Below are 25,090 nucleotides of genomic sequence, written 5' to 3'. Positions count from 1 at the left end.
ATGACTTTGAACCGCAGGTCCGTGTTCGGGCTGGGAACCGTCGCGGCCGCGACGGCCGTGCTCGGCTCCAACGGTGCAGCACAAGCGCAGGAAGACGCGGAGGCAGAGATCGAACGTTCCCCGGCGACGGCTGACCGGTCGCGCAAGCGCGTGGCCCAGGTCTACAGGCGACAGGCCCGCAAGGCGCGGGGAACCTGGTCGTCGCTCATCACGGTCGCCGACCTGGACGGCGCCACCAAGCCCGCCGTGGACGAGAACGCCGACGTGGTGGTCGAGGCCTACAGCGTCAACAAGATCGCGGTCGCCGTGGCCGTGCTGGACAAGGTGGACCGCGGGCTGATCAGGCTCGACCAGACGGTCACGGTGTCGTCCGCGATCGTCATCCAGGACACCGACGGCATCTTCGCGCTCGACGGCGCGTACCCGAGCGAGGTGACGGTCGGCCACGCGCTCGCGAACCTGCTGACCGTCTCGGACAACACGGCCGTGCGCCTGTGCGGTCTCGTGGTGCCGGCGTTGGAGCTCAACGAAATCCTGCGCTCCAAGGGTTTCGTGCACACGCAGGTCGTCCCGGTCGCGAACCCGAACCGGTTCTTCCTCGGCACCACGACGGCGCGCGAGACGCACACGTTGCTGCAGAAGCTGGTCGACGGCCAGCTGCTGTCCGCGGCGTCCACCGCGTACCTGTTGAACATCCTGCGCGCGACGGCGAGCTTCACCGACGGCGTGCGGCTCAACCTCACCACCAACGAGCGGCTGCGCGTCGCGACGAAGGCGGGCTGGTTCGCCGACGGCCGCAACGAGGCCGGGATCATGTTCAGCGCGGACGACCGGGCGATTCTGATCTACTCGCTGTTCGCGTCGGGCGAGTTCGCGGGCGACAAGGCGGTCAACGACGAGGACTTCAGCACCACGCACCCGGCCGTCGCGGCCCGCGCGGAGCTCGGCCGGTCCCTGTTCGACGCGGTCATCAAGATCACGACCACGAAGCCCAAGCACCGCGCAAAGGTTTACAGGTTCTTCAACGGCGGCTGATTTCTGGGATTTGGCCGAAACTCGGACCCGGTGACCCTGGTTTCGGATATACAGGCATCACGCCGGGGTCGGTCGTCGCCGCCGTCGACGACCGGCTTCCCCGCGCCGGTGGTTCAGAGCGCCGGTTCCACAACGTCGTGGTACCTGCGTGACACCTGGCCGATCACCTCGTCGAAGTCCGCCGCCCAGACGGCCGCGTTGAAGATCTCGACCTCGACGTCCCGCGCGTATCCCGTCGCCGCGACCACGCGCGTCAGGCGGTCCAGGTCGATGTCCCCGTCACCGGGATAACCGCGTCCCAGCAACACGTCCTCGGGCACCGGCGTGAGCCAGTCGCACACCTGGTAGGAGGCGATGCGCTCACCCGCCCGCGCGATCTGCTCGTCCACGGCGGGGTCCCACCACACGTGCAGCGCGTCCACGACGACGCCGACGGACTCGTGGCGTTCGGCGATGTCGAGCGCCTGGGCCAGCGTCGACAGCACGCCGCGGTCCGCGCAGAACACCGGGTGCATCGGTTCCAGGGCCAGGATCACGCCTGCCTGCCGCGCGTACGGAGCGAGTTCCGCGATGGCGTCCGCGACGCGCTGACGTGCGCCGACGAGGTCCTTGTCGGCCGCCACTCCCCCGACGACCATGACCAGTGTGTCGGTGCCGAGCGCCGCCGCCTCGTCGATGGCGCGGCGGTTGTCGTCGAGCGCCTCGCGGTTGTCCACGGCCGTGAGGAAACCGCCGCGGCACAACGACGAGACCCGCAGCCCGGCGTCGCGGACGATCTTGGCGCTGCGTTCCAGGCCCTGGTAGGCCACCGGTTCGCGCCACAGGCCGATCGACTCGATGCCGTGCCGCGCGCAGCCGTCGACGGCCTCGGCGACGGTCGCGCGTTTGATCGTGGCCTGGTTCAGCGAGAGGCGAGCCACGCGCTCCACCTCCGTTCCGCGAAGTCGGGGTCGATCACGCCGGCGATCTCGGCGAGTCGTTTCGCCTCGGCGAGGTGTTCGACCGTGCGGGCGGATTCGAGGCCGCCCAGGAGCTGGAAACGTTCCTGGTGACCGGCGAGCCAGGCCAGGAACACCACGCCGGTCTTGTAGTAATAGGTCGGCGTGCTGAACAGATGGCGGGACAACGGAACTGTCGGCGCCATGATGCGGTGGAACTCGTCGGTGTCCCCCTCGGCGAGCTTGGCAAGCGCTTTCGCGGCCACCGGGGCGATCGGGTCGAAGATGCCGAGCAACGCGTGGCTGTGGCCGTGGTCGTCGCCCGCGATCAGCTGCGGGTAGTTGAAGTCGTCGCCGGTGTAGCAGAGGACGCCCTCGGGCAACGCCCGGCGCAGGCCGATCTCGTGGTCCGCGTCGAGCAGCGAGACCTTGACGCCGTCGACCTTGTCCGGCCGCGAGCGGATGATCTCCAGGAAGTTGCGGGTGGCCTGGGGAACCTCGGCCGCGCCCCAATAGCCCTCCAGCTTCGGGTCGAACGCCGTGCCGAGCCAGTGCAGGACCACCGGTTCGCTGACGCGGTCGAGCACCGTGCCGTAGACCTTCTCGTAGTCCTCGGGACCACGGGCGGCGGCAGCGAGCTGGCGCGAGCACATGAGCACGGGCTGGGCGCCCGCTTCCTGGACGACGTCGAGCTGTTCCAGGTAGGCGTTCAGCACGTCGTCGAGGCTCGGCTCACCGGTGAGGTGGTCCGTGGCGACGCCCGCGCAGATCCGCCCGGTCTTCTCGGCGGCGCTGCGGCGGATCAGCTCCGCGGCGGTCGGCCAGTCGAGGCCCATGCCGCGCTGCGCCGTGTCCATCGCCTCGGCGACGCCCAGGCCGTGCGACCAGAGGTGGTGCCGGAACGCCAGCGTGGCGTCCCAGTCCACCGTGGTCTCGTTCTTCGCCACGACGTGTGCCGCGGCGAACACGATCCGTTCGTTCCGGCTAGACATCGGCGATCTCCACCCGGCGACCCTCCGAAGAGGACTGGAGACCGGCGGCGGCCAGCGCCACACCCCGTGCGCCCGCGCGGAAGTCGTGCGGGAACGGCGCGTCCTCGTACACGTGGCGCAGGAACTCCGCCCACTGCACCTTGAAGCCGTTGTCGAACTCCTCGTTGTCCGGCACCTGCTGCCACTGGTCGCGGAACGGGTGCGTGACCGGGAGATCCGGGTTCCACACCGGTTTCGGCGTCACCGCGCGGGGCTGCACGAAGCACTCCCGCAGCCCCGCGACCGCACTCCCGTCCGTGCCGTCCACTTGGAACTCGACCAGCTCGTCGCGGCGGACGCGCACGCACCAGGACGAGTTGATCTGCGCGATGACGCCGTTCTCGATCTCGAAGATGCCGTACGCCGAGTCGTCCGCGGTGGCGTCGTAGGGGTTGTTCTGCTCGTCCCAGCGCGTGGGGACGTGCGTGACGGCCTTCGCGGTCACCGCCTCCACCCGCCCGAACAGGTCGTGCAGCAGGTAGCTCCAGTGGCAGAACATGTCCGAGACGATGCCGCCGCCGTCCTCGGCCCGGTAGTTCCAGCTCGGGCGCTGCGCGGGCTGCCAGTCGCCCTCGAAGACCCAGTAGCCGAACTCGCCGCGCACGCTCAGGATCCGGCCGAAGAAGCCGCCGTCGATCAGCCGCTTGAGCTTGCGGATGCCCGGCAGGTACAGCTTGTCCGCCACCACGCCGTGCTTCAGGCCGCGCTCGTCGGCCAGGCGGGCGAGCTCGACGGCCTGGCCGACCGTTTCCGAAACCGGCTTCTCGGTGTAGACGTGCTTGCCGGCCTCCAGGGCCTTCGTGATCGACTCGACGTGCTTCGAGGTGACCTGCGAGTCGAAGTAGATCTCGACGGACGGGTCGGCGAGCGCCGAGTCGAGGTCCGTCGTCCAGCGCGCGAGGTCGTGCCGCTCGGCGATCTCCTTGAGCTTGTCGGCGTTGCGGCCCACCAGGACCGGTTCCACCTTGAGCAGCGTCCCGTCCTGCAACCGCACGCCCTCGTCGCGCAACGGCAGCAGCGAGCGGACCAGATGCTGGCGGTACCCCATCCGCCCCGTGACGCCGTTGACCGCCACGCCAATGGTCCTGACCGCCATCGCACCTCCCTGGTAGCAGCGCTGGAAAGCGCTTTCCCGCCACGCTAATCGCGGCGCTTCACGGACGTCAACCTCCTCGCGAGTTAGTCTCAGCGCTCACATGCACGTTGACGGAGGTGGTCGTGTCCGCCCGACAGGTGACGCTCGCCGAGGTGGCGAAGCAGGCGGGTGTGTCGTTGGCGACGGCTTCCCGCGTGCTCAACGGCAGCACGCGACAGGTGAGCGGGGACCTGAGCGATCGCGTCCTGCGCACCGCGGAGGAGCTCGGCTACGTGCCGAACGCCTCGGCGCAGGCGCTGGCCCGCAACTCCAGTTCCCTGGTGGGGCTGGTGGTCCACGACATCACCGACCCGTACTTCTCCTGCATCGCGGCGGGGGTGACGCGGGTGGCCGAGGAGGCGGGGCTCGTCGTCGTCCTCGGCACGACGGGGCGTCGCCCGGAACGTGAGGCGGAGCTGCTGTCCACTCTGCGTGCGCATCGGGCGCGCGCGGTGGTGCTGGCGGGGTCGCGGACCACGGACCGCGCGGCCCAGTCGCGGCTCGCGGCGGAGATCGACGCGTTCACCGAGCAGGGCGGCCGGGTCGCGTGCGTCTCGCAGGCGAAGCTCGGCACCGACACGGTCGTGCCCGGCAACCGGGCGGGTGGCCGGGCGCTGGCCCGCGCCCTCACCGAGCTCGGTCACAAGAAGTTCGCCGTATTGGGTGGTCCTTCGGAACTCGTGGTGGCCCGCGACCGGCTGGCCGGGTTCAAGGCGGGCCTGAACGACGCCGGCATCGCCCCGCCGGTGGTGGTCAACGGCGCCTTCACCCGCGACGGCGGCTACGAGGCCGCGATGGAGCTGCTGGCCTCGAAGTCCCGCGCCACCTGCGTGTTCGCCGTGACCGACGTCATGGCGATGGGCGCGATGGCGGCGCTGCGCGAGCGGGGTGTGCGGATTCCGGACGACATGTCGATCGCCGGGTTCGACGACATCCCGACGTTGCGCGACACCGTGCCCGCTCTGTCCACCGTGCGCCTTCCGCTGGAGGAGATGGGCGAGATCGCCGCAGGTCTCGTGCTCGACGGCGGGGGTGACGAGGCCCGCACCGTCCGAGTGGCGGGTGAGGTGGTGCTCCGGGCCTCGACTGCCCACAATTAGACTCGTCTGGCTATTCACGTTCTTTTAGTCATGAGGAGTTGAGCCGTCCCCATGGGGTCTGGCCCTGACTGGCATATACGCCCGGTCGCCTGTTCTGCTGGAGCGCATAGGTGACCGGCATCCTTCTGAGCGTGCTCGGACTGCTCGCCGTCGTCGCGCTGACAGCCGGCACCTTCATCGCGGTGGCGGCGGAGTTCTCGCTGACCGCGCTGGAACGCAGCACGGTCGAGCGGCACGTCGCCGAGGTCGGTGACGCGAAGGCGCACACCATCGACCGCGCGCACCGCACACTGTCGTTCCAGCTCTCCGGCGCCCAGCTCGCCATCACCCTGACCACGCTGATCACCGGTTACATCGCGGAGCCCGCGATCGCCGAGCTGATCGAGCCCGGACTGACCCTGGTCGGCGTGCCGGACACGGTCGCGAACGGGCTGTCGCTCGCGTTGGCACTGGCCATCGCCACGGCGTTGTCGATGGTGTTCGGCGAGCTCGTGCCCAAGAACCTGGCGATCGCGAAGCCGCTGGAGACCGCGCGCGGCGTGGTCGGGTTGCAGGCGGCGTTCTCGACGGTGTTCCGCTGGCTGATCACCGCGATGAACAACTCCGCGAACTGGCTGGTGCGGCGCTTCGGCGTCGAACCGGTCGAGGAGCTGGCGTCCGCGCGGTCACCGGAGGAACTGGGCGCGCTGGTCCGCACGTCGGCCGAGCACGGCACGCTGGACGAGAGCACCGCGGTGCTGCTCGACCGGTCGCTGCGCTTCGGCGACAGAACGGCGGGCGAGCTGATGACGCCGCGCGTGCGGGTCGAGGCGCTGCGGGCCGACGCCACCGTCGCCGACCTGGTGCGCAAGGCCCGTGACACCGGGTTCTCGCGGTTCCCGGTGCACAACGGGTCGCTGGACGAGGTGAGCGGCATCGTGCACGTCAAGCAGGCGTTCGCGGTGCCGGCCGCGCTGCGCGGGTCCACTCCCCTGTCGGCGGTGACCCGGCCGGTGTACTCGGTGCCGGAGACGCTGGAGGGCGACGCGCTGCTGGACCGGCTGCGCGCCTCCGGGCTGCAGTCCGCGCTGGTCGTGGACGAGTACGGCGGCACGGCCGGGCTGGTGACGCTCGAGGACGTGGTCGAGGAGATCGTCGGCGACGTGCGCGACGAGCACGACCGCGGTGAGGCGGCGCCGGTGCGTTCGCTCGGCAAGGACAGCTGGATCGTGTCCGGGCTGCTGCGCGACGACGAGGTGGCCGACGCGACCGGGTTCCAGATGCCCGAGGGCGACTACGAGACGCTGGCCGGCCTGGTGCTGGCGCGGCTCGGCCGGATCCCCGACGTCGGTGACGAGATCCGCGTCGACGGCTGGAGGGTCACCGTCATGCGGATGGACAAGCACCGCGTGGCCGAGCTGCGGGTGGTGTCGTCGTGAACTTCCTCGTCATCGCGTTCCTGCTGGCGGGCAACGCGTTCTTCGTCGGTGCCGAGTTCGCGGTGATCACCGCGCGCCGGGACCGGCTGGAAGCGTTGGCGGACAGGGGTTCTTCCCGCGCCCGCACGGCGATCAAGGCGTCGCAGCAGCTGCCGTTGCTGATCGCGGGAGCCCAGCTGGGCATCACGCTGTGCTCGCTGGGCCTCGGTGCCATCGCCGAACCCGCGCTGGCTTCGGTGCTGGAGGGGCCCCTCCGTGCCGTTGGCCTGCCGTTGGCCGTGGTGCACGGGGTGGCGTTCGCGGTGGCGTTGGTCATCGTGGTCGCGCTGCACACGATCCTGGGCGAGATGGTGCCGAAGAACCTGGCCATCGCCGGTCCCGAACGGGCGGCGGTGTGGCTGGTCCCCGTGCACTACGGGTTCTCGCGGATGATCGCCCCGGTGCTGGCGATGTTCACCGCCGTGGGCCGGTGGGTGCTGCGGCGGTTCGGCGTGGAGCCCGTGGACGAGCTGGAGTCGGCCTACACGCCGGACGAGCTCGCGTTGCTGATCGGGCAGTCCCGCTCGGAGGGCCTGCTGGAGGACTCGGAACACCGGCGGCTGGCGCAGACGCTGTCGTCGGCCGAACGCACGGTGGCCGACGTGCTGGTGCCGCTCGACCGGCTGACAACGGTGTCCTCGACGCCGACGGTGGGCGAGATCGAGGCCGCCGTCGCGGCGACCGGGTTCTCCCGCTTCCCCGTGCTGGCCGACTCGGGACTGATCGGGTACCTGCACGTCAAGGACGTGCTGGACCTCGAAGGCGCGGCGACCTCGGTGCCGCGCGACCGGGTGCGCGGGCTGCCGGAGGTGCCGGCGGACGCCCGGCTGGACGAGGCGCTGGCCGCGTTGCGCCGGGCTCAGTCGCACCTCGCGCGCGCGGTGTCGTCCGACGGCGCGGTGCTCGGTGTCGTGGCGTTGGAGGACCTGGTGGAGGAGTACGTGGGCACCGTCCGGGACGGCACCCACGTGCGCTGGGTCTGATGCCGTTGGTGCTCGGGGCGGGCGATCTGGAGATCGACCTGCCCCGGCTCGCGGCGGAGCTCACCGAGGCGTTGCGGGTGGGCGCGGAGCCGGGCCAGCGCGTGCGGGCGGCCGTGACGCCGGACGTGACGGCGATGGTGCTGATGCCGGGGACGGCGCCGGGGATTCCGGCGTACACGGTGAAGGTGCACGCCAAGAACCCCTCGCGGTCCCCCGCCATCACCGGGGTGATCTGCCTGCACGACCTGTCGGGCGACCTGCTGGCGTTGATCGACAGCCCTGGGCTGACCGCGGTGCGGACCGGGCTGGGTGGCGCGTTGGGCGCGCATCTGCTGGCGCGGCCGGAGGCGCGGACCGTGACGGTGATCGGCGCCGGGGTGCAGGGGCGGGCGCAACTGGAGGCGCTCGCGGCGTTGCGGCCGGTGGAGTCCGTGTGCGTGCGGGACGTCGATCCCGCGGTCGCCGCGGAGTTTTCGACGTGGGCCGCCGGGCTCGGGATCCCGCCCGGTCCTGAGGGTGAGATCGTGCTGATGGCGACGTGGGCGCGGGAGCCGGTGCTGCGGTCGGTGCCGCCCGGCACGCACGTCACGAGCCTCGGCGCCGACGAACCGGGCAAGGCCGAACTCGGGCCCGAACTGCTGGAACGCGCGCTGGTCGTGGTCGACGAGCCCTCCCTCGCCCACGTTCGCGCCGACACGACGATCGGCGCGGTGCTGCGCGGGGAGCACCCCGGGCGGGCCTGCGCGGAAGAGGTCACGGTGTACAGCCCGGCCGGGTTGCCGTTGCAGGACCTGGTCATCGCGTGGCACGTGTACCGCAACGCGCTCAGCTAGAGGTGCGGATCTCCAGCATCACGCAGCCGTTCTCGGTTCGGTACGGGCCGTGGGGCATGCCGGGGCGGCGGCTCGCGAAGTCGCCGGCCCGGAACGTCTGGTCGAGGGTGAGGTCGGTCAGGTCGCCTTCGAGGAGGTAGACCTCCTCGTGGAAGTCGTGCCTGAGCACGCCCTCGGTCTCCAGCCCCGGTTCCCAGCGGGCGATCCGGGTGAGGGTCGCGGTGTCCGGATCGCGACTCAGGACCCGTTCGGTGACACCCCGGGTGGCCGGTTGCCAGGCGATGTCGCTCGTGGGGAAGAACTCGTGTTCCTCGCGCATCTACAGCCTCCGGTTGGCGAGCACGGGCAGTTTCGCGCGCACTTCTTCGACGAGCGCCGGGTCCACATCGGACAGGATCGTGCCCGGCTCGCCGTCGAGGCGCTCGCGGACCGTGCCGATCGGGTCGACGACGGCGCTGCGGCCGATGCCCGTCGGCGCTGAGCCGTGATCGGCGTCGGGGTGGGCCTGGCCGCAGGCGACGACCCACGAGGTGGCGTCGAGGGCGCGGGCCTGGACGAGGAGGTCCCACTGGTCGGCCTTGCCGGGGCCCGCTCCCCAGGAGGCGCCGACGAGGATCACCGGCGCGGTGGTGGCGAGGGTGCGGAAGAGTTCGGGGAAGCGGACGTCGTAGCAGGTGGCGAGGCCGATCGTGGTGCCGTCGACCTCGAACGTCACGGGCTTCTCGCCCGGCGTGACGTTGTCGGACTCCCGGAAGCCGAACGCGTCGAACAGGTGGATCTTGTCGTAGCCGAGGTGCAGGCCGGCGCCGGTGACGAGGGTGGTGTTGGTGACCCTGGTGCCCTCGCCGGGGGTGAACATGCCGGCCACCACCACGACGTCGTGCTCGTCGGCGATGGCGCGGACTTCGGTCGCCCACGGGCCGTCGAGGGGTTCGGCGACCGGCTCGAGGTCGACGCCGAAGCGGCACTGGGTGGCTTCGGGGAACTGGACGACCCGTGCGCCCTGTCGTGCCGCACTGGCTACTTCGGCACGCACGGTGGCAAGGTTCTCCTGCGGATCAGCGGTGGAGCTGATCTGGCAGAGCGCGAAGCGCATGATCCTCCTCTGGTATACATGTTGTATGCAAGCCGCAGACTCGTTGTCCGGCAGGGAAAAGGCCTACGAGTTCCTCAAGGACACCATTCTCGCCGACCCGGAGATGCAGGGGCGGTTCATCAGCGAGCAGGACGTCGCCAACCAGATCGGCGTCTCCCGCACGCCGATCCGCGAGGCCCTGCTGCTGCTCGCGGCCGAGGACCTGGTGCAGCTCGTGCCGAAGAGGGGCGCGTACGTCGCGCCGTTGTCGTCGCGGCAGATCAGCGAGCTGATGGAGGTGCGCGGCGTCGTCGAGCGGTACGCGGCGGAGCGCACGATGGCCGAGGGCACGGTGCCGTTGCGGCAGATGCGGGAACTGATCGAGCGGCAGCGGTTCCTGGTCGAGGACGCGCGGCAGTTCATCGACGTCGACCGGCAGTTCCACGCGTTGCTGGTGGCGGCGACGGGCAACGAGCTGCTGACGAAGACCTACGAGGGGCTGCGGGCCCGGCAGGTGCGCGCGGGTGTCGTCGCGCTGTACCGGGCGCACGGCAGGCAGCAGGCCGTGATCGACGAGCACGACGAGATCGTGGCCGCGCTCGAGTCCGGGGACGTCGGCGCGGCCACAGCGGCGATCACCGCTCACTTGGACACCACGCTCAAGGTGCTGCTCAACGGTTGATCCTCCTCCTGGGGATCACGGCCGAGCCACAGGCCGACGAGCGTCACCACACACGCGACGGTGACGTACAGGCCGACGACCACCCACGTGCCGAAGCCCGCCAACAGCGCGGTGAACAGCAACGGCGCGATGGCGCCACCGATCACGCCCGCCAGCGTGTAGGCGAGTGAGCTTCCCGTGTAGCGCAGGCGTTCGGTGAACTGCTCGGCGATGAACGCGGCCTGCGGCCCGTACATGAACGCGTGGAAGCCCAGGCCGACCACGACGCCGAGGACGATGAGCGGCCACGACTTCGTGTCGATGAGCGGGAAGAGCACGAACGGCCACACGGCGCCGAGCACGGCGGCGACGGCGTAGAGACCGCGGCGGTTGACCTTGTCGGACAGCCAGCCGGCGAGCGGCATCAGGAACAGCTGGAAGCCCGAGGCGATCAGCACGGCGACGAGGCCGACGTTGCGCGGCAGCTCGAGCTGGGTCGTGAGGTAGGTCAGCACGAACACGGTGTGCAGCGCGTACAGCACGTCCGGGCCGACGCGGCAGAGCACGGCGGCGATCAGCGGCCGGGTCTGGGTGCGGAAGACCTCGCTGACCGGCGCGGTCGGCCGGTCGCCGCGCGCCTCGATCGCCTTGAAGACCGGCGTTTCCTCCAGCTTCACGCGGATCCACAGGCCGAAGATCACGAGCACCGCGGACAGCAGGAACGCCACCCGCCAGCCCCACGACATGAATGCCGCGTCGGACAGCGCGACGCCGAGCAGCGCCAGCACGCCGTTCGCCATCAGGTTGCCTGCGGGCGGGCCGATCTGGGCGGCTGAGGCCCAGAAGCCGCGTTGCTCCGGGTTGCCGTACTCGCTGGACAGCAGCACCGCGCCGCCCCACTCGCCGCCGAGGCCGACACCCTGCGCGAACCGCAGCAGCACGAGCAGCACACCGGCAGCGGGGCCGATCGCGTCGTGCGTGGGCAACAGACCGATGAGCAGCGTGGCGATGCCGGTGATCAGCAACGTCGTGACCAGCACGCGTTTGCGGCCGATCTTGTCGCCGAGCCTGCCGAACAGGAACCCGCCGAGCGGCCGGGACAGGTAGCCGACGGCGTACGTCGAGAACGCGAGCAACGTGGCGGTGAGCGGCTCTTCGCTGGGGAAGAACAGCGGGCCGAGCACGACGGCCGCGGCGACGTTGTAGATCGCGAAGTCGTACCACTCCAGGGCGGTACCGGAGAGCGAGGCCACGAACGCCCTGATGAGAGCGGACCGGGGTACGTCCGGCACGCCCGGCTGTGGCGAGGCTGTCGTTGCAGTGTCTGGCGGCATGGCGTAATACTGCCTGTATACAACTCGTATGCGCAAGGAGTACCGCATGTCTACCGTTCGTACACAGGCCGCCACGCTTGCTTTCGACCTGCCGGACGGCACCGTCGCCGAGGTCGCCGTCTCCACGTTGCTCAACGGCGGTTACGCGGGCCGCAGCCAGGAGGACGTGGCAGCTCACGTGCGCGAACTGGCGGAACTGGGCGTGCCGGCGCCGTCCGTGACGCCGAGCCTCTACCCCGTGTCGCCGTACCTCGCGCAGCAGACCTCGTCGGTTCCCGCACAACACGGCAAGACCTCCGGCGAGGCGGAATGGGCGTTGGTGGTCACCTCCGACGATGTCCTGCTGACCGTCGCATGCGACCACACGGACCGCGCGCTGGAAGTGCACGGCGTCGCCTGGAGCAAGAACGCCGGCCCCGACGTCCTGGGCCGCAAGGCGTGGCGCCTGTCCGAGGTCGCGGACCGCGTCGACGCGATCGAGCTCACGGCGTGGGCGGACGGCGTCGAGATCCAGCGCGGCACCCTCGCCGAACTGCTGACCCCGCAGTACTGGGTGGAGCGGCTGAAGGAGCTGAACCTGCTGGCGCCCGGCACCGTGCTGCTGTCCGGCACGATCCCGATGCACCACGGCGTGGACCAGTTCGCGTCGTCGTGGCGGGTCGAGCTGCGTGACCCGGCCACCGGTGACGTCATCGACTGCTCGTACGAGGTCACTCGCCTGCCCGACCCCATCGGCTGAACCCCGGTATGTGCCCCGCGGACCCGTGTCGATCGCGGACCCGACCTGGTCGACGTCCTCGTGCAGGACCACCACGGGGAGGCACAAGATGAGCAAGGTCTACACGGGCGCCAGCACCTCGATCGACGGCTACGTCGCGGGCCCGGACTTCTCCGGCTTCGACCGCCTGTTCGCCTGGTACCAGGCGGGCGACGTGGCGTTCACCGTCCCGACGGGCTCGATGACCGTGCACCTCACCCCGGCCAGCGCCGCGCACTACAGCGGCCTGATCGAGGCCACCGGCGCGCTGGTCGTGGGCCGGAAGCTCTACGACATGACCAACGGCTGGGGCGGCCGGCACCCGATGGGGGTGCACACCGTCGTGCTCACCCACAGGCCGCTGCCGGACAACGAACACTTCACGTTCATCAACGGCAGCATCGAGGAAGCCGTTTCCGTGGCCGCTGAGCACGCGGGCGACAAGGGCGTGGGCCTGAACTCCGGCGAGATCGCGCGGCAGGCCATCGACGCGGGCCTGGTGGACGAGATCTTCCTCGACCTGGTGCCGGTGATCCTGGGCGGCGGCACGCCGTTCTTCGCGCCCGGCAGGGGTTACCAGCTCGAAGGCCCGACCTCCGTCGTGGAGAGCACGTCGGTCACGCACCTGCGGTACGAGGTGAAGTACGAGACCGCGGAGGCCGGCTGAGACCGGCGCGCGGGAGCTGCTCCGGGCGGTCGAGCCACTCGACCGCCCCGGTCAGCACCGTCTCAGGAGGCCAGTGACGCCTTCACCGCGCGCGTGCCCTCGTCGGCCAGCACCTCGTCGTCACCGTTCTGGATCGCCTGCAGCACCTGCGAGACGACGTCGGCGGGTGCGATCTTCGGCCCGTCGATGTGCGCCGCCATGTCGGTGTCGATGTAGCCGACGTGCACGCCGACCACGCGCGTTCCCTGCTCCCGCAACGCATCCCTGGTCGACCTCGTGAACGACCAGGCCGCCGCCTTCGAGGCCGCGTAGCCGCGTGCGGCCGGGTAGCCGAGCCACGACAGGATGCTCAGCACGTTGACGAGGGTGCCGCCGCCGTTGGCCTTCAGGACGGGCGCGAACGCGTCCGTCGTGCGGACCACGCCGTAGAAGTTGACCTCGAACTCCGCCTTGATGCGGTCGACCTCGTCGCCGGGGCCGGTCGTGCCGGCGTTGTTGACCACGATCGTGACGTCGCCGAGCTCCTTCGCGGCCGCTTCCACGGACGCGGAGTCGGTCACGTCCAGCTGGACCGGGATGACGCCCTCGTCCACGACGGACGCCGGGTTGCGCGCGCCGCCGTACACCTTCGCGCCGCGCTTCGCGAACTCCTGCGCGAACGCCTTGCCGAGCCCTCGGTTGGCCCCGGTGACCAGCACCACAGCACCGTTGAAGTCCATGACTACCTCCTGAGTTTGATTTCCCAACTCACATTAGCGCCGGTCCGTTGGATTTGCCAACTGACTGCTACGCTGGTCACATGACAACGCGAAGCTGCTCCATGGCGAACGCGCTGGAGGTAGTGGGCGAGCGCTGGTCGTTGCTGGCGTTGCGCGAGGTCTTCTTCGGCTGCACCCGGTTCGACCAGATCGCCGCGAACACCGGCGCCTCGCGGGACGTGCTGACCGTGCGACTGAAGAAGCTGGTCGCGGCCGGTGTGCTGGAGAAGCACCAGTACTCCGAGCACCCGCCGCGGTACGAGTACGTGCTGACGGAGTCGGGCCGTGCGTTGCACAACCTGATGCTGATGCTCAAGGAGTGGGGCGACGAGTACGTCACGCAGGGGCCCCTCCCCCTCGTGTGGCAGCACTCGTGCGGCGCCACTCTCGAGCCCCGCGTGGTGTGCGCGGCGTGCGGCGAGGAGGCCACGCCGGAGTCGCTGACCCGTGCGGAGCAGGTGACCCACTAGGTTGGGCGGCATGAGTGAGGACGACGAGGACGAGTTCGCCGAGGACGACGACTTCGAGGACGAGGAAGACCCGGACGACCTCTTCGCCGTCACGCCCGAACCGCGCACGGTCTGCCACCTGTGCGGGGGCGCGAGCTACATCGCGGCGCCGACGCTCGCGATCATCGGCGGCGCGCCCAGGACCGTGGACAACGGCCGGGAGTGCCCTCACTGCCACGGCGCGCGGACGTTCACCGGGCTCGTGCCGCCCCTTTAAGCCTCACGCGTACCGTATTTGCCCGTGGAGGTCCTGACCCGAGCCGAGTGGCACGAGCTGCGTGACGCGCACATCGCGCGCATGCGCCGGTTCACCGGGCCGCACCAGGAGCGGAAGCTTCGCAAAGAGAAGCATCCGGTGATGGACTTCCTCTTCACCTATTACAGCCATCGGCCCGTGCGGCTCGAACGGTGGCATCCGGGGCCTGGCGTCGTCCTGGAGGACGCGGCCGAGTACCTGGAGTTCCCGCACTACCGGGCCACGGCCGACGGCGTCACGCTCGACGTCGAGAGCTTCGTCGGGCAACGGGCCAAGACCTTGGAGTTCGTCCAAGCTCTGCTCACCGCGACGTTGAGCCGTCCCGCCCGGCTGGGCTGCTTCGGGTTGCACGAGTGGGCCATGGTCTACCGGCAGCAGCCCGAGGAGGTCCGGCACAACGCGTGGCCGCTGCGGTTGGGCAGCGGCGGCACCGACCAGGTCGTCGAGGCGAGCCGGATCCAGTGCGGGCACTTCGACGCCTTCCGGTTCTTCACGTCACCCGCTCGGCCGCGTAACGCTCTGCAGCCCACCCGCGACGGACAGTTGGAGAACGAACAGCCAGGGTGCCTGCACGCGAACATGGACCTGTTCAAGTGGGCCTACAAGTTGGAACCGGCGACCCCGTCATCGCTGGTGGCCGACTGCTTCGAACTGGCCGCTGACGTGCGCGAACTCGACATGCAGGCCTCCCCGTACGACCTGGCCGACCTCGGGTACGGGCCGGTGCGGATCGAGACGCCGGAGGGACGTGCCGAGTACGTGCGGAGGCAGTCGCAGTTCGCTGACCGGGCACAACCGTTGCGAGAACGGCTCATCTTCGTGTGCCGGTCGATACTTGCAGTGACTTCACTCTGCTGACTTAGTTCACCTGTTAGCGTGATCGGCGGTCGTCGGGGGCCGCTGAGTAGTTGTGAGGGATCGATGTCTCGACACCGCACTCTGCGGGCGAAGGTGAAGCGCGGAATCGCGAAGTGGCCCGTGCTCATCGTCGTGCTCGTGGTGCTGCTAGGCCTCAGCTGGCTCGCCCTGTCGTGGGCCGGTGACATCCTCGACAAGCGCTCGCAGGCGCTGGCCCAGAACTGCAGCGAGGGCGACTCGGTGCTGCGCGTGTCGGTGACGCCCAGCGTCGCCGAGGCCGTCCGCGACGTCGCGCAGGCCTACAGCGCGACCCGGCCCGTCGTCTACGACCACTGCATCGCCATCGAGGTGACGTCGGCGGACTCCTCCGCGGTCCTCGATGGCCTGACGACGACCTGGGACGAGAACAAGCTCGGCAAGCGCCCGCACGCGTGGCTGCCGGACTCGACGCTGTGGGCGAACCGGCTGTCCGCGTTGAACGCGAAGCTGGTGGGCTCGGCGCCGAAGTCCGTCGGCACGTCGCCGGTGCTGCTCGCCGCCCCCGAGGCCGCCGCGCCGGTGCTGAAGGACTTCCGCTGGTCGGACCTGCCCGAGGTGACGGACTGGAGCAAGTACGGCCAGTCGTGGGGCCGGTTCAGCGCCGCCATGCCCGACCCGGCGGCGAACACCGCGTCGGCGCTCGCGATCCAGGCGGCGCTGGCGGGCGGCGCGGGTCCCGTCACGGCCGAGTCGCTCGGGTCGGACGCCTCGAAGTCCGCGCTGACCAAGCTCGCGGCCGCGGTACCGCCCGAGGTGCCGCCGACGACGCGCGACGCCTTGGCACGCCTGGGAGACAGCGCGACCGTGAACGCGGCGGGCTTCTCCGTGACGCCGGTGTCCGAAGTGGACCTGTTCAAGCACAACACGGGCAAGGACGCGCCGTCCAAGCCGCTGGTCGGCGTCCTGCCGGCCGGACCGGCGCCGGTGGCGGACTTCCCGTACGTCGCGCTCGGCGGGTCCGAGGTCGGCGAGGCCGAAGTCCGTGCCGCGCAGGCGTTCCGCGACTTCATGACCGAGCCCGACCAGCAGCGGATCCTCGCGCGCGGCGGGTTGCGGGTGGAGTCCACTCAGGACCGTCCCTCGCCCTCGCCCGGCGTGGCCTGGGCCCCCGTGACCGAGAACCTGGTCGCCGCCGACGCGACGACCACGCAGCAGATCTCGTCGGCGTGGGCGTCGGCGGACCGCGGCGGACAGGTCGTCACGGTGCTGGCGGACGTGTCGACGTCGATGAAACCCAGGCTGGACAAGGTGAAGGCGGCGTTGCGCGGCCAGGTCGACCGGGCGGTGTCCGGGTCGTTCGGACTGTGGGAGTTCTCCCGCGACCTCGACGGCGCCAAGCCGCAGAAGCAACTCGTCGCGACCGGTCCGGTGGCCGAGAAGCGCGACGCGTTGAGGCGGGCGATCGACGGGCTGAAGACGTCCGAGGGTTCGCAGCTCTACAGCGCGCTGGCCGCCTGCTACGAGACCGCGCACGACGGGTTCGTGGCGGGCCGGGTGAACCGGGTCGTGGTGATCACCGACGGCAGGTCCGACGGCGGCATCGACCTGGCGGCGTTGAAGGGCCAGCTGCACGGGACGGACCTGGCGATCAGCTTCATCGCGATCGGCGGTGACGTCGACAAGGCGGCGCTGACCGACGTCGCGCAGACGACCGGCGGCTCGGTTTCGGTGGTGGAGAACGAGAACGGCGTCGAGGCGGCGCTCGGCCAGGTCCTGTCGACCAAGGCCTGACCGAGCGACCGGCTCAGGGCTCGGGGTATTGGGGCTCAGGCGGCGTTGAAGCGGTCGGGGTCCGGTCCGGTGCGGGCGCCGCGGTCGAGCTCGTTGATCACCAGCATGTCGTCCTGGGCCAGCTCGAAGTCGAAGATGTCGATGTTCTCCTTGATCCGGTAGGGCGTGACGGACTTCGGGATCACGACGTTGCCGAGTTGTACGTGCCAGCGCAGCACGATCTGGGCGGGGGTCTTGCCGTACTTCTCGGCGAGGCCCGCGATGTCCGGTTCGCGCAGCAGCGCGCCCTGGCCGAGCGGCGACCACGCCTCGGTGACGATGCGGTGGGTGACGTGCACCTTGCGCATCTCCTCCTGTTGCAGCAACGGGTGCAGCTCGATCTGGTTCACCGCCGGGGTGGTCGGGAACTCGTCGAACAGCCGCTGCAGGTGCGGGGTGTGGAAGTTGGACACGCCGATCGCGCGCACGCGACCGTCGGCGTAGAGGCGTTCCAACGCGCGCCAGGTGTCGGCGTAGAGGTCGCGCTTCGGCGTCGGCCAGTGGATGAGGTAGAGGTCGAGGACGTCGAGACGCAGGCGGCGCATGCTCTCGTCGAACGCGCGCAGCGTCGCGTCGTGGCCCTGGTCGGCGTTCCACAGCTTGGTCGTGATGAACAGGTCGGGGACGCCGGCGATGGCGTCGCCGACCCCGGACTCGTTGCCGTACGCCGCCGCGGTGTCGATGCTGCGGTAGCCGGCCTCGATCGCCGTCGTGACCGCACCGGCCACCTGGTCCTCCGGCACCTGGTAGACGCCGAAGCCGAGTTGGGGGATCCGTACTCCGTTGTTCAACGAGATCAGCGGAACCATGCGGGTAGCTTCGCACCGTTGTAGACGTCCTGCATCGCCTTGATCGTCGCGACGAGTTCGTGCCGGAGTTCGTTCGGTGCCAACACTTCCACGTCCGCGCCGAATTTGAGCAGGTCAGCGACGGCGTGCCGGAGCGACTCGGTGGGGAAGCCGAACTCCTGCCCCGGCTGGGGATCGGCGTCCCGGATGACGCGCGCCTGGTACCCGCTGAGCAGGTACTGCGACTTGTCGAGGCCCGCCCGGGTCATCCGGACGGTGACGCGGTCGCCGTACATGCGGGCCTCGAACTGCTCGGACCAGCCGGCCCAGAACGCCGCGAGGTCGAAGTCCTCCGGGCGTTCGAACGTGTCCGTCGTGACCTCCAGGGCGAGCACCCGCGAGACGCGGTAGGTGCGGCCGCTGCCGACGAAGTACCAGGTGCCCGCCTTGAGCACGAGGCCGTGCGGGTCGACCTCGCGTTCGACGGTCCGGTTGCCCCAGCGCAGGTAGGTCATCCGCACGCGGCGCTGCTCCCACACCGCGTCGGCGATCGTGGCGAGGTGCTCGGTGGGTTCGTCGCCGCGGAACCACGTCGGGGTGTCGAGGTGGAACCGCTGGCGGATCTGCTCTGCTTTGGAGCGCAACTCCGTGGGCAGCGCGGCGAGCAGCTTGAGCTGGGCGGCGGCCGCGAATTCCCCCAGCCCCAGCGCCTGCGCCGGGCCGGGCAGGCCCGCGAGGAACAACGACTGCGCCTCGTCGGTGGTGAGGCCGGTGAGCCGGGTGCGGTAGCCGTCGATCAGCCGGTAGCCGCCCGCCGGGCCGCGGTCGGAGTAGATCGGGATCCCGGCGGCGTTCAGGGACTCGACGTCGCGGTAGATCGTGCGCGGCGAGACCTCCAGCTCGGACGCGAGCTCGTCGGCCGTCATGCGGCCCCTGGCCTGCAGGAGCAGGAGCACCTGGATGAGCCTGCCGGATTTCATGGACTGAACCTGACACGTTCTGTCAGGAATTGCCAGCAGAGTGGCCCGCATGAAGGCAACGGGAACCATCGCGGTGAAGAGCTGGGACGAGAAGACCTGGGACGGGCGTCCGTACACCGAGGTCGAGGGCCGCAAGCTCACCGAGGCGCACGTCCAGTTCACCTACGGGGGCGAGATCAGCGGCGTCGGCAGCTGCCGCTACCTCATGTACTACGGCGAGGACGTCGCGTGGACGACGGCGCTGGAGGAGATCACGACCGACGACGGAACGCTGGTGCTGCGGCACGTCGGCGCCTACCGGTCCGCTGTGGAGGGTGCCACCGAGATCGTCGACGGCACCGGGAAGTTCCTCAACGCGCGAGGTGCGGTGACGGTGGACTGGGCGGAGGATGGCAGCGGCACCTACACCCTGGAGTACGAGGTCTGACGATGACCAACGCCCCCATCTACGACGCGGCCAAGCAGCGGATCACCACGCTCGTCACCGGCGCTGATCCGCAGACGCCCGTGGCGGCGACGCCCGGCTGGTCGGTCAAGGACGTGGTGGCGCACCTCGCCGGCGGTCTGCGCGACTTCGCGGACCGCCGGTTCGACGGCGTCGAGTCGGGCGAGTGGGGCGAACGGCAGGTGCGCGACCGCCGCGACAACTCGCTGGAAGACGCTTTCGCCGAGTGGGACGCGAACCTGGAGCGGGCCAGGCCGTTGTTCGACACCCCGCTCGGCCCGGTGCTGGTGTCCGAGGTGATCGCGCACGAGCACGACCTGCGCGCGGCCCTGGGCGTGCCGGGCGACCGGACCGGGGTCGAGGTGCGGGCGGCGCTGGTGAAACCGTTGCAGCAGCTCGACCAGCGGATGCGGGAGAACGACGTGCCGGCGTTGCGGATCACCCTGGAACACGGTGACCGGGTGCTGGGCCACGGCGAGCCCGCCGGGACGTTGCGGACGACGTCGTTCGAGCTGATGCGGGCCATCGGCGGTCGGCGGTCGGCCGACCAGATCAAGGCGCTCGACTGGGACGGCGATCCGGACGTGTGGATCTCGTCGCTGGCGTTGTTCGGAAGGCACCGCCCGAAGCCGTTCAGCGAGTAGTTTCGGGCGTCGTGAACGACTGGCTGGCGGACACCCGCGACTCCTACGACACGGTGGCGACCAGCTACGCGGAGCACACCCGTGAGTTGCTCGACCAGCTGCCGCACCTGCTGGCGGCCCTGCGGCTGTTCGCGGAGGAGGTGCGCGGACCGGTGCTGGACGTCGGCTGCGGTCCCGGCGACATCACGGCGCGGCTGGCCGCACTGGGCGTGGACGCGTCCGGGATCGACCTCTCCCCCGGGATGATCGCCCTGGCCCGGTCCACGCATCCGGCGCTGCGGTTCGAGGTGGGGTCGATGACCGAACCGCTGCCCGGTGGGCTCGGCGGGATCCTCTGCTGGTGGTCGCTGATCCACGTGCCGGACGAGCTGGTGCCGGTGGTGTTCGGGCACTTCCGAGAGGCGGTGGTGCCGGGCGGGCTCGTGCAGGTCGGTTTCCACGTCGGCGACCGCACGAACCTCAAGACCTCGGGCTACGGCGGGCACCCGATGCGGGTGAACGTCCACCTGCGACCGCCCGAGCGGGTCGCGGGGTGGCTGCGGGAGGCGGGGTTCGTCGTGGAGGCGCAGTGGCTGCTCGGGGACGACGGCGCGGTGCTGTTCGCGCGCGGGTGAGACGATCTGCGGCGTGTCAGAGGAACAGACGTGCCAGCGTTGCGGTGAGACGGTCGAGCTGGAGGCCGAGGACTTCGAACTGTTCGAGCGGATGCACCCGGACTGCTTCCACTTCGCGTTCGAGCACGACCTCAACAAGCCCGGCATCGGTGTCGACGAGAACTGCGGCGACGAGGCCTGCCCGGTCGGAGCATGAACGAAAGGGGCGCACCCCCGACGGATGCGCCCCTTTCGGACCTGCTCGGATCAGCTGCTGTACGCCTCGAGCGGCGGGCAGGAGCAGACCAGGTTGCGATCGCCCTTGGCGCCGTCGATGCGGCGGACCGGCGGCCAGATCTTCGGCGCCGCGGTGCCGGCCGGGTAGACGGCCACCTCACGGCTGTACGGGTGGTTCCACTCGCCGACGGTCACGCACGCCGCGGTGTGCGGGGCGTTGCGCAGCGGGTTGTCCTCGACGGACCACTCGCCGGCGCCGACCTTGTCGATCTCGCCCTTGATGGCGATCATCGCGTCGATGAACCTGTCGATCTCGGCCAGGTCCTCGGACTCGGTCGGCTCGACCATCAGGGTGCCGGCGACCGGGAACGACATCGTCGGGGCGTGCAGGCCGTAGTCGGCGAGGCGCTTCGCGACGTCGTCCACCGTCACGCCGGTGGCCTTGGTGATCGGGCGCAGGTCGAGGATGCACTCGTGGGCGACGAAGCCGCCCTCGCCGGTGTAGAGGACCGGGTAGTGCTCGTCGAGGCGGCGCGCCACGTAGTTCGCGGCGGCCACGGCGGTCAGGGTCGCGCGGCGCAGGCCGTCGCCGCCCATCATGCGCACGTACGCCCACGAGATCGGCAGGATCGACGCGGAACCCCACGGGGCACCCGAGATCGGGCCGACGCCGGTGGCCGGGCCCGCGGTGGGCTGCAGCGGGTGGTTCGGCAGGAACGGCGCGAGGTGTGACTTCACGCCGATCGGGCCGACGCCGGGGCCGCCGCCGCCGTGCGGGATGCAGAACGTCTTGTGCAGGTTCAGGTGCGAGACGTCCGAGCCGAACTTGCCGTACCTCGCCAACCCGATGAGAGCGTTGAGGTTCGCGCCGTCGACGTACACCTGACCGCCCGCGTCGTGGACCAGGCCGCAGACCTCGCGGACGGTGTCCTCGTACACGCCGTGGGTCGACGGGTAGGTGATCATGATCGCGGCCAGGTCGTCGGCGTGCTCCGCGACGGTGGTGCGCAGGTGACCCATGTCGATGTTGCCCTTGTCGTCGCACTTCACGACGACGACGCGCATGCCGGCCATGACGGCGGACGCGGCGTTGGTGCCGTGCGCGGACGACGGGATCAGGCAGACGTCGCGGTCGGCGTTGCCGTTGGCGCGGTGGTACGCGCGGATCGCGAGCAGACCGGCGAACTCACCCTGCGAGCCCGCGTTGGGCTGCAACGAGACGGCGTCGTAGCCGGTGACCTCGGCGAGCCACGCCTCCAGGTCCGACACGATCTTCAGCAGGCCCTTGGCGTCCTCGGCGGGCGCGAACGGGTGCAGCGTCGAGAACTCCGGCCACGTGATGGACTCCATCTCCGCGGTGGCGTTCAGCTTCATCGTGCAGGAGCCGAGCGGGATCATGCTGCGGTCCAGGGCGACGTCCTTGTCGGACAACGCGCGCAGGTAGCGCAGCAGCGCGGTCTCCGAGCGGTGCGCGTGGAAGACCGGGTGGGTCAGGTAGTCGGACGTGCGGCGCAGGTCGGCCGGGATGCCGTCGGCGGTGTCGGCGTCGATCGCGTCCACATCGGACCCGGTGACCCCGAACGCGTTCCACACGGCGATGAGGTGCGCGCGCGTGGTCTTCTCGTCGCACGCGATGGCGACGACGTCGGAGTCCACGAGACGCAGGTTGATGCCGGCCTCGCGGGCCTTCGCGACGACCGCCGCGGCCTCACCGGGGACGCGGACCTCGACGGTGTCGAAGAACTCGCCGTGCACGACGTCCAGCCCGGCCTCGCACAGGCCCGTGGCGAGCACGGTGGCCAGGCGGTGCACGCGGGTCGCGATGGCGCGCAGGCCCTCGGGACCGTGGTAGACGGCGTACATGGACGCGATCACGGCCAGCAGCACCTGCGCGGTGCAGATGTTGGACGTGGCCTTCTCGCGGCGGATGTGCTGCTCGCGGGTCTGCAGCGCGAGGCGGTAGGCCAGCGAGCCGTCGGAGTCGACGGAGACGCCGACGAGACGGCCGGGCAGCTGGCGCTCCAGACCGGACCGGACGGCCATGTAGCCGGCGTGCGGGCCGCCGAAGCCGATCGGGACGCCGAAGCGCTGGGTGGTGCCGACGACGACGTCCGCGCCGATCTCGCCCGGCGCGCGCAGCAGCGTCAACGCCAGCAGGTCGGCCGCGACGACGGCCTGCGCGCCCGCGGCGTGGATCTCCTCGATCAACGCCTTCTGGTCGCGCACCACACCGGACGCGCCGGGGTATGAGAGCAGCACGCCGAAGAAGTCACCGCCGAGGCCCAGGCCCTCGATGCCCTGCGACAGGTCGGCGACGACGATCTCGATGCCGAGCGGCTCGGCGCGCGTCTCGATCACGGCCAGCGTCTGCGGCAGCGTGTCGGAGTCGATGACGAACTTGTTCGACTTGGACTTGCCCGCGCGGCGCACCAGCGTCATCGCCTCGGCGGCGGCGGTCGACTCGTCCAGCATGGACGCGTTCGCGACCGGCAGGCCCGTCAGGTCGCCGACCATCGTCTGGAAGTTCAGCAGCGCTTCGAGGCGGCCCTGCGAGATCTCCGGCTGGTACGGCGTGTAGGCCGTGTACCAGGCCGGCGACTCCAGGACGTTGCGCAGGATCACGCCCGGCGTCACGGTGTCGTAGTAGCCCAGGCCGATCATCTGCGTCATCGGCCGGTTCTGGGAGGCGAGCTCGCGCAGTTCGGCGAGCGCCTCGGTCTCGGTGGCCGGGGCGGGCAGGTCCAGCACGAGGTCGCGCTCGTGGATGGACGACGGAACCGCGTGCTGCGCCAGTTCCTCCAGCGATCCGACGCCGATGACGTCGAGGATGCGCGCGAGTTCGGCGGGGCGCGGGCCGACGTGGCGGTCGGCGAACGGGGTGCCGTGCTCGAGAGCGGCGAGCGGAATGCGGTCCTGCGTCATCAAACGCCTCCGGGGGCTGGCTTCGGGCACACGTGTCCTGGTGCCCTCCCCGCTCTGTCCGTACCCCGAAGGGCGCCTGAGAGGTTCACCCGTTGCGAGAACGGGCTTTCACCGTCGGCGGGATTCCCTTGCGGGAGTCCACTTTCCAGAGGCGTCTCGCTCTGGCGGTCCTGGATGCCTGAGAGGTTCCCGGGGAGGGACTTGCTCCTTCGGCGCCGGGTTCGAGACCCGGACTCTCCCGCCTGAGTTCAGCGACTACCCGAGAAGAATACCCGCAGGCAGCCCGGGTAGTCGCTAGGGACGCGACCTACGTCTCAGCACGAAGACCGGCGAGGGCGGCGGAGACCGGGTCGGCGGGGTCGTCCCGCACGGCCAGCAGCAGGTGCTTGGTACCCACGACCGGGTCGCCGCTGCGGGCCGCGACGAGCTTCGCGCGTTCCATCGCGCGTTCGACGGTGCCTCCGGCGGGCAGGGAGCTGCTGTCCACGCCCGCCGCGCGCAGGGCCGCCGCGCCACCCGACTCGAACTCGGGCTTGAGCCTGCGCCCCGCCACCGCCAGCTGGTGGTCGAGCGTGAGCACCGCTGCCACGAGATCGCGCGACGACACGTCCCGCCGACCGGCCACGGCCAGCCGGTCGGCCTCGTTGCGCACGGCGGTCAGCACCGGGCCGCCGAGGCCCTGGCCGCGCGAGACGAGCTTGGTCAGCCAGCGCACGTACCCACCGCCGGACTCCCCCTCCAGCGCCCCCGCCTTGCGCAGCAGCCACACGGCGGGCGCCTCCTCGACCTCGGCGTACTTCCGCGTGGCGTCGGCGCGCACGGCCGCCGCGGTCGCCTCCGCGTCCACGCCGTGCAGGAACATCAGGTCGGCGACCCTGCCGGAGTCGAGCGACAGCAGCGCCAGCGCGAGGTGGGTGGTCGTCAGGACGCCGTCGCCCGCCTGCGCCACGGCGGCCCGCAGGCAGGTCTCCAGCGCGCGGCTGACGGGCAGGACGGTGTCGACGCGGGCGTGGTGATGGGCGGCGCTCATCAGCGCCATGACGTCCGGGTGGGACTCGGCGACGACTCCTCCGTCATCACCGGCCCAGTGGTCGGTGCCCCGGGCCATCGCCTGTGCCGTCAGCGAGGTCGTGCCGAGTTTGCGGCCGGGACCGACGGTGTCGACCAGTGAGATCAGCAGGTTCTCGGTGCCGACGAAGCCGAACTCCAGCCGGAAGGCGCGCTGCGCGGCCGCCGCCAGGACCTTGACCACCTGCGCTGAAGGGGTGTGCGTCATGGCAGGAAC

The 25,090-nt window shown here is 70.4% G+C and carries 27 protein-coding genes and 1 riboswitch; of the genes, 16 read left to right on the top strand and 11 right to left on the bottom strand.

The window, feature by feature from the left end; translation table 11 throughout:
• The gene (locus QSK25_RS34915) at positions 1–1,035 is read left to right on the top strand and encodes a serine hydrolase (RefSeq protein WP_285644682.1); all 1,035 of its coding nucleotides are present in this window, start codon (positions 1–3) and stop codon (positions 1,033–1,035) included.
• A gap of 113 nt (positions 1,036–1,148) precedes the next feature.
• On the opposite strand, the gene QSK25_RS34910 is transcribed toward QSK25_RS34915, so the two are convergent.
• Genes QSK25_RS34910 through QSK25_RS34900 form a run of 3 tightly spaced genes read right to left on the bottom strand, consistent with a single transcriptional unit; the run spans position 1,149 to position 4,100 of the window.
• Positions 1,149–1,955: a sugar phosphate isomerase/epimerase family protein gene (locus QSK25_RS34910; RefSeq protein WP_285644680.1), complete on the bottom strand. Its 807-nt coding sequence runs from the start codon at positions 1,953–1,955 to the stop codon at positions 1,149–1,151.
• Positions 1,937–2,965: a dihydrodipicolinate synthase family protein gene (locus tag QSK25_RS34905; RefSeq protein ID WP_285644678.1), complete on the bottom strand. Its 1,029-nt coding sequence runs from the start codon at positions 2,963–2,965 to the stop codon at positions 1,937–1,939. The genes QSK25_RS34910 and QSK25_RS34905 overlap by 19 nt, the downstream gene beginning before the upstream one ends.
• A complete protein-coding gene (locus tag QSK25_RS34900) occupies positions 2,958–4,100 on the bottom strand; it encodes a Gfo/Idh/MocA family protein (protein ID WP_285644676.1) in 1,143 nt (380 codons plus the stop codon). Before QSK25_RS34900 ends, QSK25_RS34905 begins: the two co-directional genes overlap by 8 nt.
• Positions 4,101–4,222: 122 nt before the next feature.
• Here QSK25_RS34900 and QSK25_RS34895 point away from each other — a divergent pair, with 122 nt between their 5' ends.
• From QSK25_RS34895 to QSK25_RS34880, 4 genes are all read left to right on the top strand, one after another.
• Positions 4,223–5,239: a LacI family DNA-binding transcriptional regulator gene (locus QSK25_RS34895; RefSeq protein ID WP_285644674.1), complete on the top strand. Its 1,017-nt coding sequence runs from the start codon at positions 4,223–4,225 to the stop codon at positions 5,237–5,239.
• A 110-nt stretch (positions 5,240–5,349) separates the two neighbouring features.
• Positions 5,350–6,657, top strand: a complete 1,308-nt coding sequence (locus tag QSK25_RS34890) for a hemolysin family protein (protein ID WP_285644673.1) — start codon at positions 5,350–5,352, stop codon at positions 6,655–6,657.
• A complete protein-coding gene (locus QSK25_RS34885; RefSeq protein ID WP_285644671.1) occupies positions 6,654–7,679 on the top strand; it encodes a hemolysin family protein in 1,026 nt (341 codons plus the stop codon). Before QSK25_RS34890 ends, QSK25_RS34885 begins: the two co-directional genes overlap by 4 nt.
• Positions 7,679–8,512 (top strand): ornithine cyclodeaminase family protein, encoded by an 834-nt coding sequence (locus QSK25_RS34880; RefSeq protein WP_285644670.1) that lies wholly within the window; start codon positions 7,679–7,681, stop codon positions 8,510–8,512. The genes QSK25_RS34885 and QSK25_RS34880 overlap by 1 nt, the downstream gene beginning before the upstream one ends.
• On the opposite strand, the gene QSK25_RS34875 is transcribed toward QSK25_RS34880, so the two are convergent.
• Both QSK25_RS34875 and QSK25_RS34870 read right to left on the bottom strand, forming a co-directional pair.
• Positions 8,505–8,831: a cupin domain-containing protein gene (locus QSK25_RS34875; protein WP_285644669.1), complete on the bottom strand. Its 327-nt coding sequence runs from the start codon at positions 8,829–8,831 to the stop codon at positions 8,505–8,507. The two genes, QSK25_RS34880 and QSK25_RS34875, sit on opposite strands and share 8 nt — an antisense overlap.
• Positions 8,832–9,608 (bottom strand): carbon-nitrogen hydrolase family protein, encoded by a 777-nt coding sequence (locus QSK25_RS34870; RefSeq protein ID WP_285644668.1) that lies wholly within the window; start codon positions 9,606–9,608, stop codon positions 8,832–8,834.
• A 25-nt stretch (positions 9,609–9,633) separates the two neighbouring features.
• Between QSK25_RS34870 and QSK25_RS34865 the strand changes: the two genes are divergently transcribed.
• Positions 9,634–10,269 carry a GntR family transcriptional regulator gene (locus QSK25_RS34865; protein ID WP_285644667.1) on the top strand — a complete coding sequence of 212 codons (636 nt, stop codon included), beginning with the start codon at positions 9,634–9,636 and terminating at the stop codon, positions 10,267–10,269.
• On the opposite strand, the gene QSK25_RS34860 is transcribed toward QSK25_RS34865, so the two are convergent.
• Complete coding sequence (locus QSK25_RS34860; RefSeq protein ID WP_285644665.1) at positions 10,230–11,582, bottom strand: MFS transporter; 1,353 nt, start codon at positions 11,580–11,582, stop codon at positions 10,230–10,232. The two genes, QSK25_RS34865 and QSK25_RS34860, sit on opposite strands and share 40 nt — an antisense overlap.
• A 46-nt stretch (positions 11,583–11,628) precedes the next feature.
• Between QSK25_RS34860 and QSK25_RS34855 the strand changes: the two genes are divergently transcribed.
• Together QSK25_RS34855 and QSK25_RS34850 are read left to right on the top strand one after the other, a co-directional pair.
• Positions 11,629–12,321, top strand: a complete 693-nt coding sequence (locus tag QSK25_RS34855; protein ID WP_285644663.1) for a DUF2848 domain-containing protein — start codon at positions 11,629–11,631, stop codon at positions 12,319–12,321.
• An 88-nt stretch (positions 12,322–12,409) separates the two neighbouring features.
• The gene (locus QSK25_RS34850; RefSeq protein ID WP_285644661.1) at positions 12,410–13,006 is read left to right on the top strand and encodes a dihydrofolate reductase family protein; all 597 of its coding nucleotides are present in this window, start codon (positions 12,410–12,412) and stop codon (positions 13,004–13,006) included.
• Positions 13,007–13,068: 62 nt separating this feature from the next.
• Here the strand turns inward: QSK25_RS34850 and QSK25_RS34845 are convergent, their stop codons facing one another.
• Positions 13,069–13,725, bottom strand: a complete 657-nt coding sequence (locus QSK25_RS34845; RefSeq protein ID WP_285644660.1) for an SDR family oxidoreductase — start codon at positions 13,723–13,725, stop codon at positions 13,069–13,071.
• A gap of 80 nt (positions 13,726–13,805) precedes the next feature.
• Between QSK25_RS34845 and QSK25_RS34840 the strand changes: the two genes are divergently transcribed.
• The 4 genes from QSK25_RS34840 (at position 13,806) to QSK25_RS34825 (ending at position 17,157) form a co-directional block, all read left to right on the top strand.
• Positions 13,806–14,234, top strand: coding sequence for a winged helix-turn-helix transcriptional regulator (locus QSK25_RS34840; protein ID WP_285644659.1), 429 nt, complete (start codon positions 13,806–13,808; stop codon positions 14,232–14,234).
• 10 nt (positions 14,235–14,244) lie between these two features.
• Positions 14,245–14,490 (top strand): hypothetical protein, encoded by a 246-nt coding sequence (locus tag QSK25_RS34835; protein WP_285644657.1) that lies wholly within the window; start codon positions 14,245–14,247, stop codon positions 14,488–14,490.
• 24 nt (positions 14,491–14,514) lie between these two features.
• Positions 14,515–15,387 (top strand): 3-methyladenine DNA glycosylase, encoded by an 873-nt coding sequence (locus QSK25_RS34830; RefSeq protein WP_502881921.1) that lies wholly within the window; start codon positions 14,515–14,517, stop codon positions 15,385–15,387.
• 63 nt (positions 15,388–15,450) lie between these two features.
• Positions 15,451–17,157 carry a substrate-binding domain-containing protein gene (locus QSK25_RS34825; protein ID WP_285644656.1) on the top strand — a complete coding sequence of 569 codons (1,707 nt, stop codon included), beginning with the start codon at positions 15,451–15,453 and terminating at the stop codon, positions 17,155–17,157.
• A 35-nt stretch (positions 17,158–17,192) separates the two neighbouring features.
• Here QSK25_RS34825 and QSK25_RS34820 read toward each other — a convergent pair whose 3' ends face one another.
• Together QSK25_RS34820 and QSK25_RS34815 are read right to left on the bottom strand one after the other, a co-directional pair.
• Positions 17,193–18,005 carry an aldo/keto reductase gene (locus QSK25_RS34820; protein ID WP_285644654.1) on the bottom strand — a complete coding sequence of 271 codons (813 nt, stop codon included), beginning with the start codon at positions 18,003–18,005 and terminating at the stop codon, positions 17,193–17,195.
• Entirely contained in the window at positions 17,993–18,964 is a 972-nt protein-coding gene (locus QSK25_RS34815) for a helix-turn-helix transcriptional regulator (RefSeq protein ID WP_285644652.1), read from the bottom strand. Before QSK25_RS34815 ends, QSK25_RS34820 begins: the two co-directional genes overlap by 13 nt.
• A 49-nt stretch (positions 18,965–19,013) precedes the next feature.
• Between QSK25_RS34815 and QSK25_RS34810 the strand changes: the two genes are divergently transcribed.
• Genes QSK25_RS34810 through QSK25_RS34795 form a run of 4 tightly spaced genes read left to right on the top strand, consistent with a single transcriptional unit; the run spans position 19,014 to position 20,863 of the window.
• Positions 19,014–19,391 (top strand): DUF3224 domain-containing protein, encoded by a 378-nt coding sequence (locus tag QSK25_RS34810; protein WP_285644651.1) that lies wholly within the window; start codon positions 19,014–19,016, stop codon positions 19,389–19,391.
• 2 nt (positions 19,392–19,393) lie between these two features.
• Positions 19,394–20,053, top strand: coding sequence for a maleylpyruvate isomerase family mycothiol-dependent enzyme (locus QSK25_RS34805; RefSeq protein ID WP_285644649.1), 660 nt, complete (start codon positions 19,394–19,396; stop codon positions 20,051–20,053).
• An 11-nt stretch (positions 20,054–20,064) separates the two neighbouring features.
• Positions 20,065–20,667, top strand: a complete 603-nt coding sequence (locus QSK25_RS34800; RefSeq protein ID WP_285644648.1) for a class I SAM-dependent DNA methyltransferase — start codon at positions 20,065–20,067, stop codon at positions 20,665–20,667.
• 13 nt (positions 20,668–20,680) lie between these two features.
• Positions 20,681–20,863 (top strand): hypothetical protein, encoded by a 183-nt coding sequence (locus QSK25_RS34795; protein WP_285644647.1) that lies wholly within the window; start codon positions 20,681–20,683, stop codon positions 20,861–20,863.
• A gap of 50 nt (positions 20,864–20,913) precedes the next feature.
• Here QSK25_RS34795 and gcvP read toward each other — a convergent pair whose 3' ends face one another.
• Positions 20,914–23,805 (bottom strand): aminomethyl-transferring glycine dehydrogenase, encoded by a 2,892-nt coding sequence (gene gcvP / locus QSK25_RS34790; protein WP_285644646.1) that lies wholly within the window; start codon positions 23,803–23,805, stop codon positions 20,914–20,916.
• Positions 23,806–23,960: 155 nt separating this feature from the next.
• A riboswitch (glycine riboswitch) is annotated at positions 23,961–24,056 on the bottom strand.
• 56 nt (positions 24,057–24,112) lie between these two features.
• A complete protein-coding gene (locus QSK25_RS34785) occupies positions 24,113–25,081 on the bottom strand; it encodes a Clp protease N-terminal domain-containing protein (protein ID WP_285644645.1) in 969 nt (322 codons plus the stop codon).
• Positions 25,082–25,090: the final 9 nt, after the last annotated feature.

This window comes from Lentzea sp. NBRC 102530 (assembly GCF_030269365.1).
In the GTDB taxonomy this organism is placed as follows: Bacteria; Actinomycetota; Actinomycetes; order Mycobacteriales; family Pseudonocardiaceae; genus Lentzea.
The sequence above is the reverse complement of the archived record's forward strand: the minus strand, read 5'-3'. Positions and strand labels throughout refer to the sequence as shown.

What these genes read in the sequence shown, in the direction of transcription:
- QSK25_RS34855 (WP_285644663.1), top strand. Translation starts at nt 11,629, where the DNA reads ATGTCTACCGTTCGTACACAGGCCGCCACGCTTGCTTTCGACCTGCCG.
- QSK25_RS34840 (WP_285644659.1), top strand. Translation starts at nt 13,806, where the DNA reads ATGACAACGCGAAGCTGCTCCATGGCGAACGCGCTGGAGGTAGTGGGC.
- QSK25_RS34845 (WP_285644660.1), bottom strand. Translation starts at nt 13,725, where the DNA reads ATGGACTTCAACGGTGCTGTGGTGCTGGTCACCGGGGCCAACCGAGGG.
- QSK25_RS34880 (WP_285644670.1), top strand. Translation starts at nt 7,679, where the DNA reads ATGCCGTTGGTGCTCGGGGCGGGCGATCTGGAGATCGACCTGCCCCGG.
- QSK25_RS34815 (WP_285644652.1), bottom strand. Translation starts at nt 18,964, where the DNA reads ATGAAATCCGGCAGGCTCATCCAGGTGCTCCTGCTCCTGCAGGCCAGG.
- QSK25_RS34835 (WP_285644657.1), top strand. Translation starts at nt 14,245, where the DNA reads ATGAGTGAGGACGACGAGGACGAGTTCGCCGAGGACGACGACTTCGAG.
- QSK25_RS34915 (WP_285644682.1), top strand. Translation starts at nt 1, where the DNA reads ATGACTTTGAACCGCAGGTCCGTGTTCGGGCTGGGAACCGTCGCGGCC.
- QSK25_RS34810 (WP_285644651.1), top strand. Translation starts at nt 19,014, where the DNA reads ATGAAGGCAACGGGAACCATCGCGGTGAAGAGCTGGGACGAGAAGACC.
- QSK25_RS34805 (WP_285644649.1), top strand. Translation starts at nt 19,394, where the DNA reads ATGACCAACGCCCCCATCTACGACGCGGCCAAGCAGCGGATCACCACG.
- QSK25_RS34825 (WP_285644656.1), top strand. Translation starts at nt 15,451, where the DNA reads ATGTCTCGACACCGCACTCTGCGGGCGAAGGTGAAGCGCGGAATCGCG.
- QSK25_RS34870 (WP_285644668.1), bottom strand. Translation starts at nt 9,608, where the DNA reads ATGCGCTTCGCGCTCTGCCAGATCAGCTCCACCGCTGATCCGCAGGAG.
- QSK25_RS34905 (WP_285644678.1), bottom strand. Translation starts at nt 2,965, where the DNA reads ATGTCTAGCCGGAACGAACGGATCGTGTTCGCCGCGGCACACGTCGTG.
- QSK25_RS34865 (WP_285644667.1), top strand. Translation starts at nt 9,634, where the DNA reads ATGCAAGCCGCAGACTCGTTGTCCGGCAGGGAAAAGGCCTACGAGTTC.
- QSK25_RS34860 (WP_285644665.1), bottom strand. Translation starts at nt 11,582, where the DNA reads ATGCCGCCAGACACTGCAACGACAGCCTCGCCACAGCCGGGCGTGCCG.
- QSK25_RS34850 (WP_285644661.1), top strand. Translation starts at nt 12,410, where the DNA reads ATGAGCAAGGTCTACACGGGCGCCAGCACCTCGATCGACGGCTACGTC.
- QSK25_RS34820 (WP_285644654.1), bottom strand. Translation starts at nt 18,005, where the DNA reads ATGGTTCCGCTGATCTCGTTGAACAACGGAGTACGGATCCCCCAACTC.
- QSK25_RS34785 (WP_285644645.1), bottom strand. Translation starts at nt 25,081, where the DNA reads ATGACGCACACCCCTTCAGCGCAGGTGGTCAAGGTCCTGGCGGCGGCC.
- QSK25_RS34875 (WP_285644669.1), bottom strand. Translation starts at nt 8,831, where the DNA reads ATGCGCGAGGAACACGAGTTCTTCCCCACGAGCGACATCGCCTGGCAA.
- gcvP (WP_285644646.1), bottom strand. Translation starts at nt 23,805, where the DNA reads ATGACGCAGGACCGCATTCCGCTCGCCGCTCTCGAGCACGGCACCCCG.
- QSK25_RS34900 (WP_285644676.1), bottom strand. Translation starts at nt 4,100, where the DNA reads ATGGCGGTCAGGACCATTGGCGTGGCGGTCAACGGCGTCACGGGGCGG.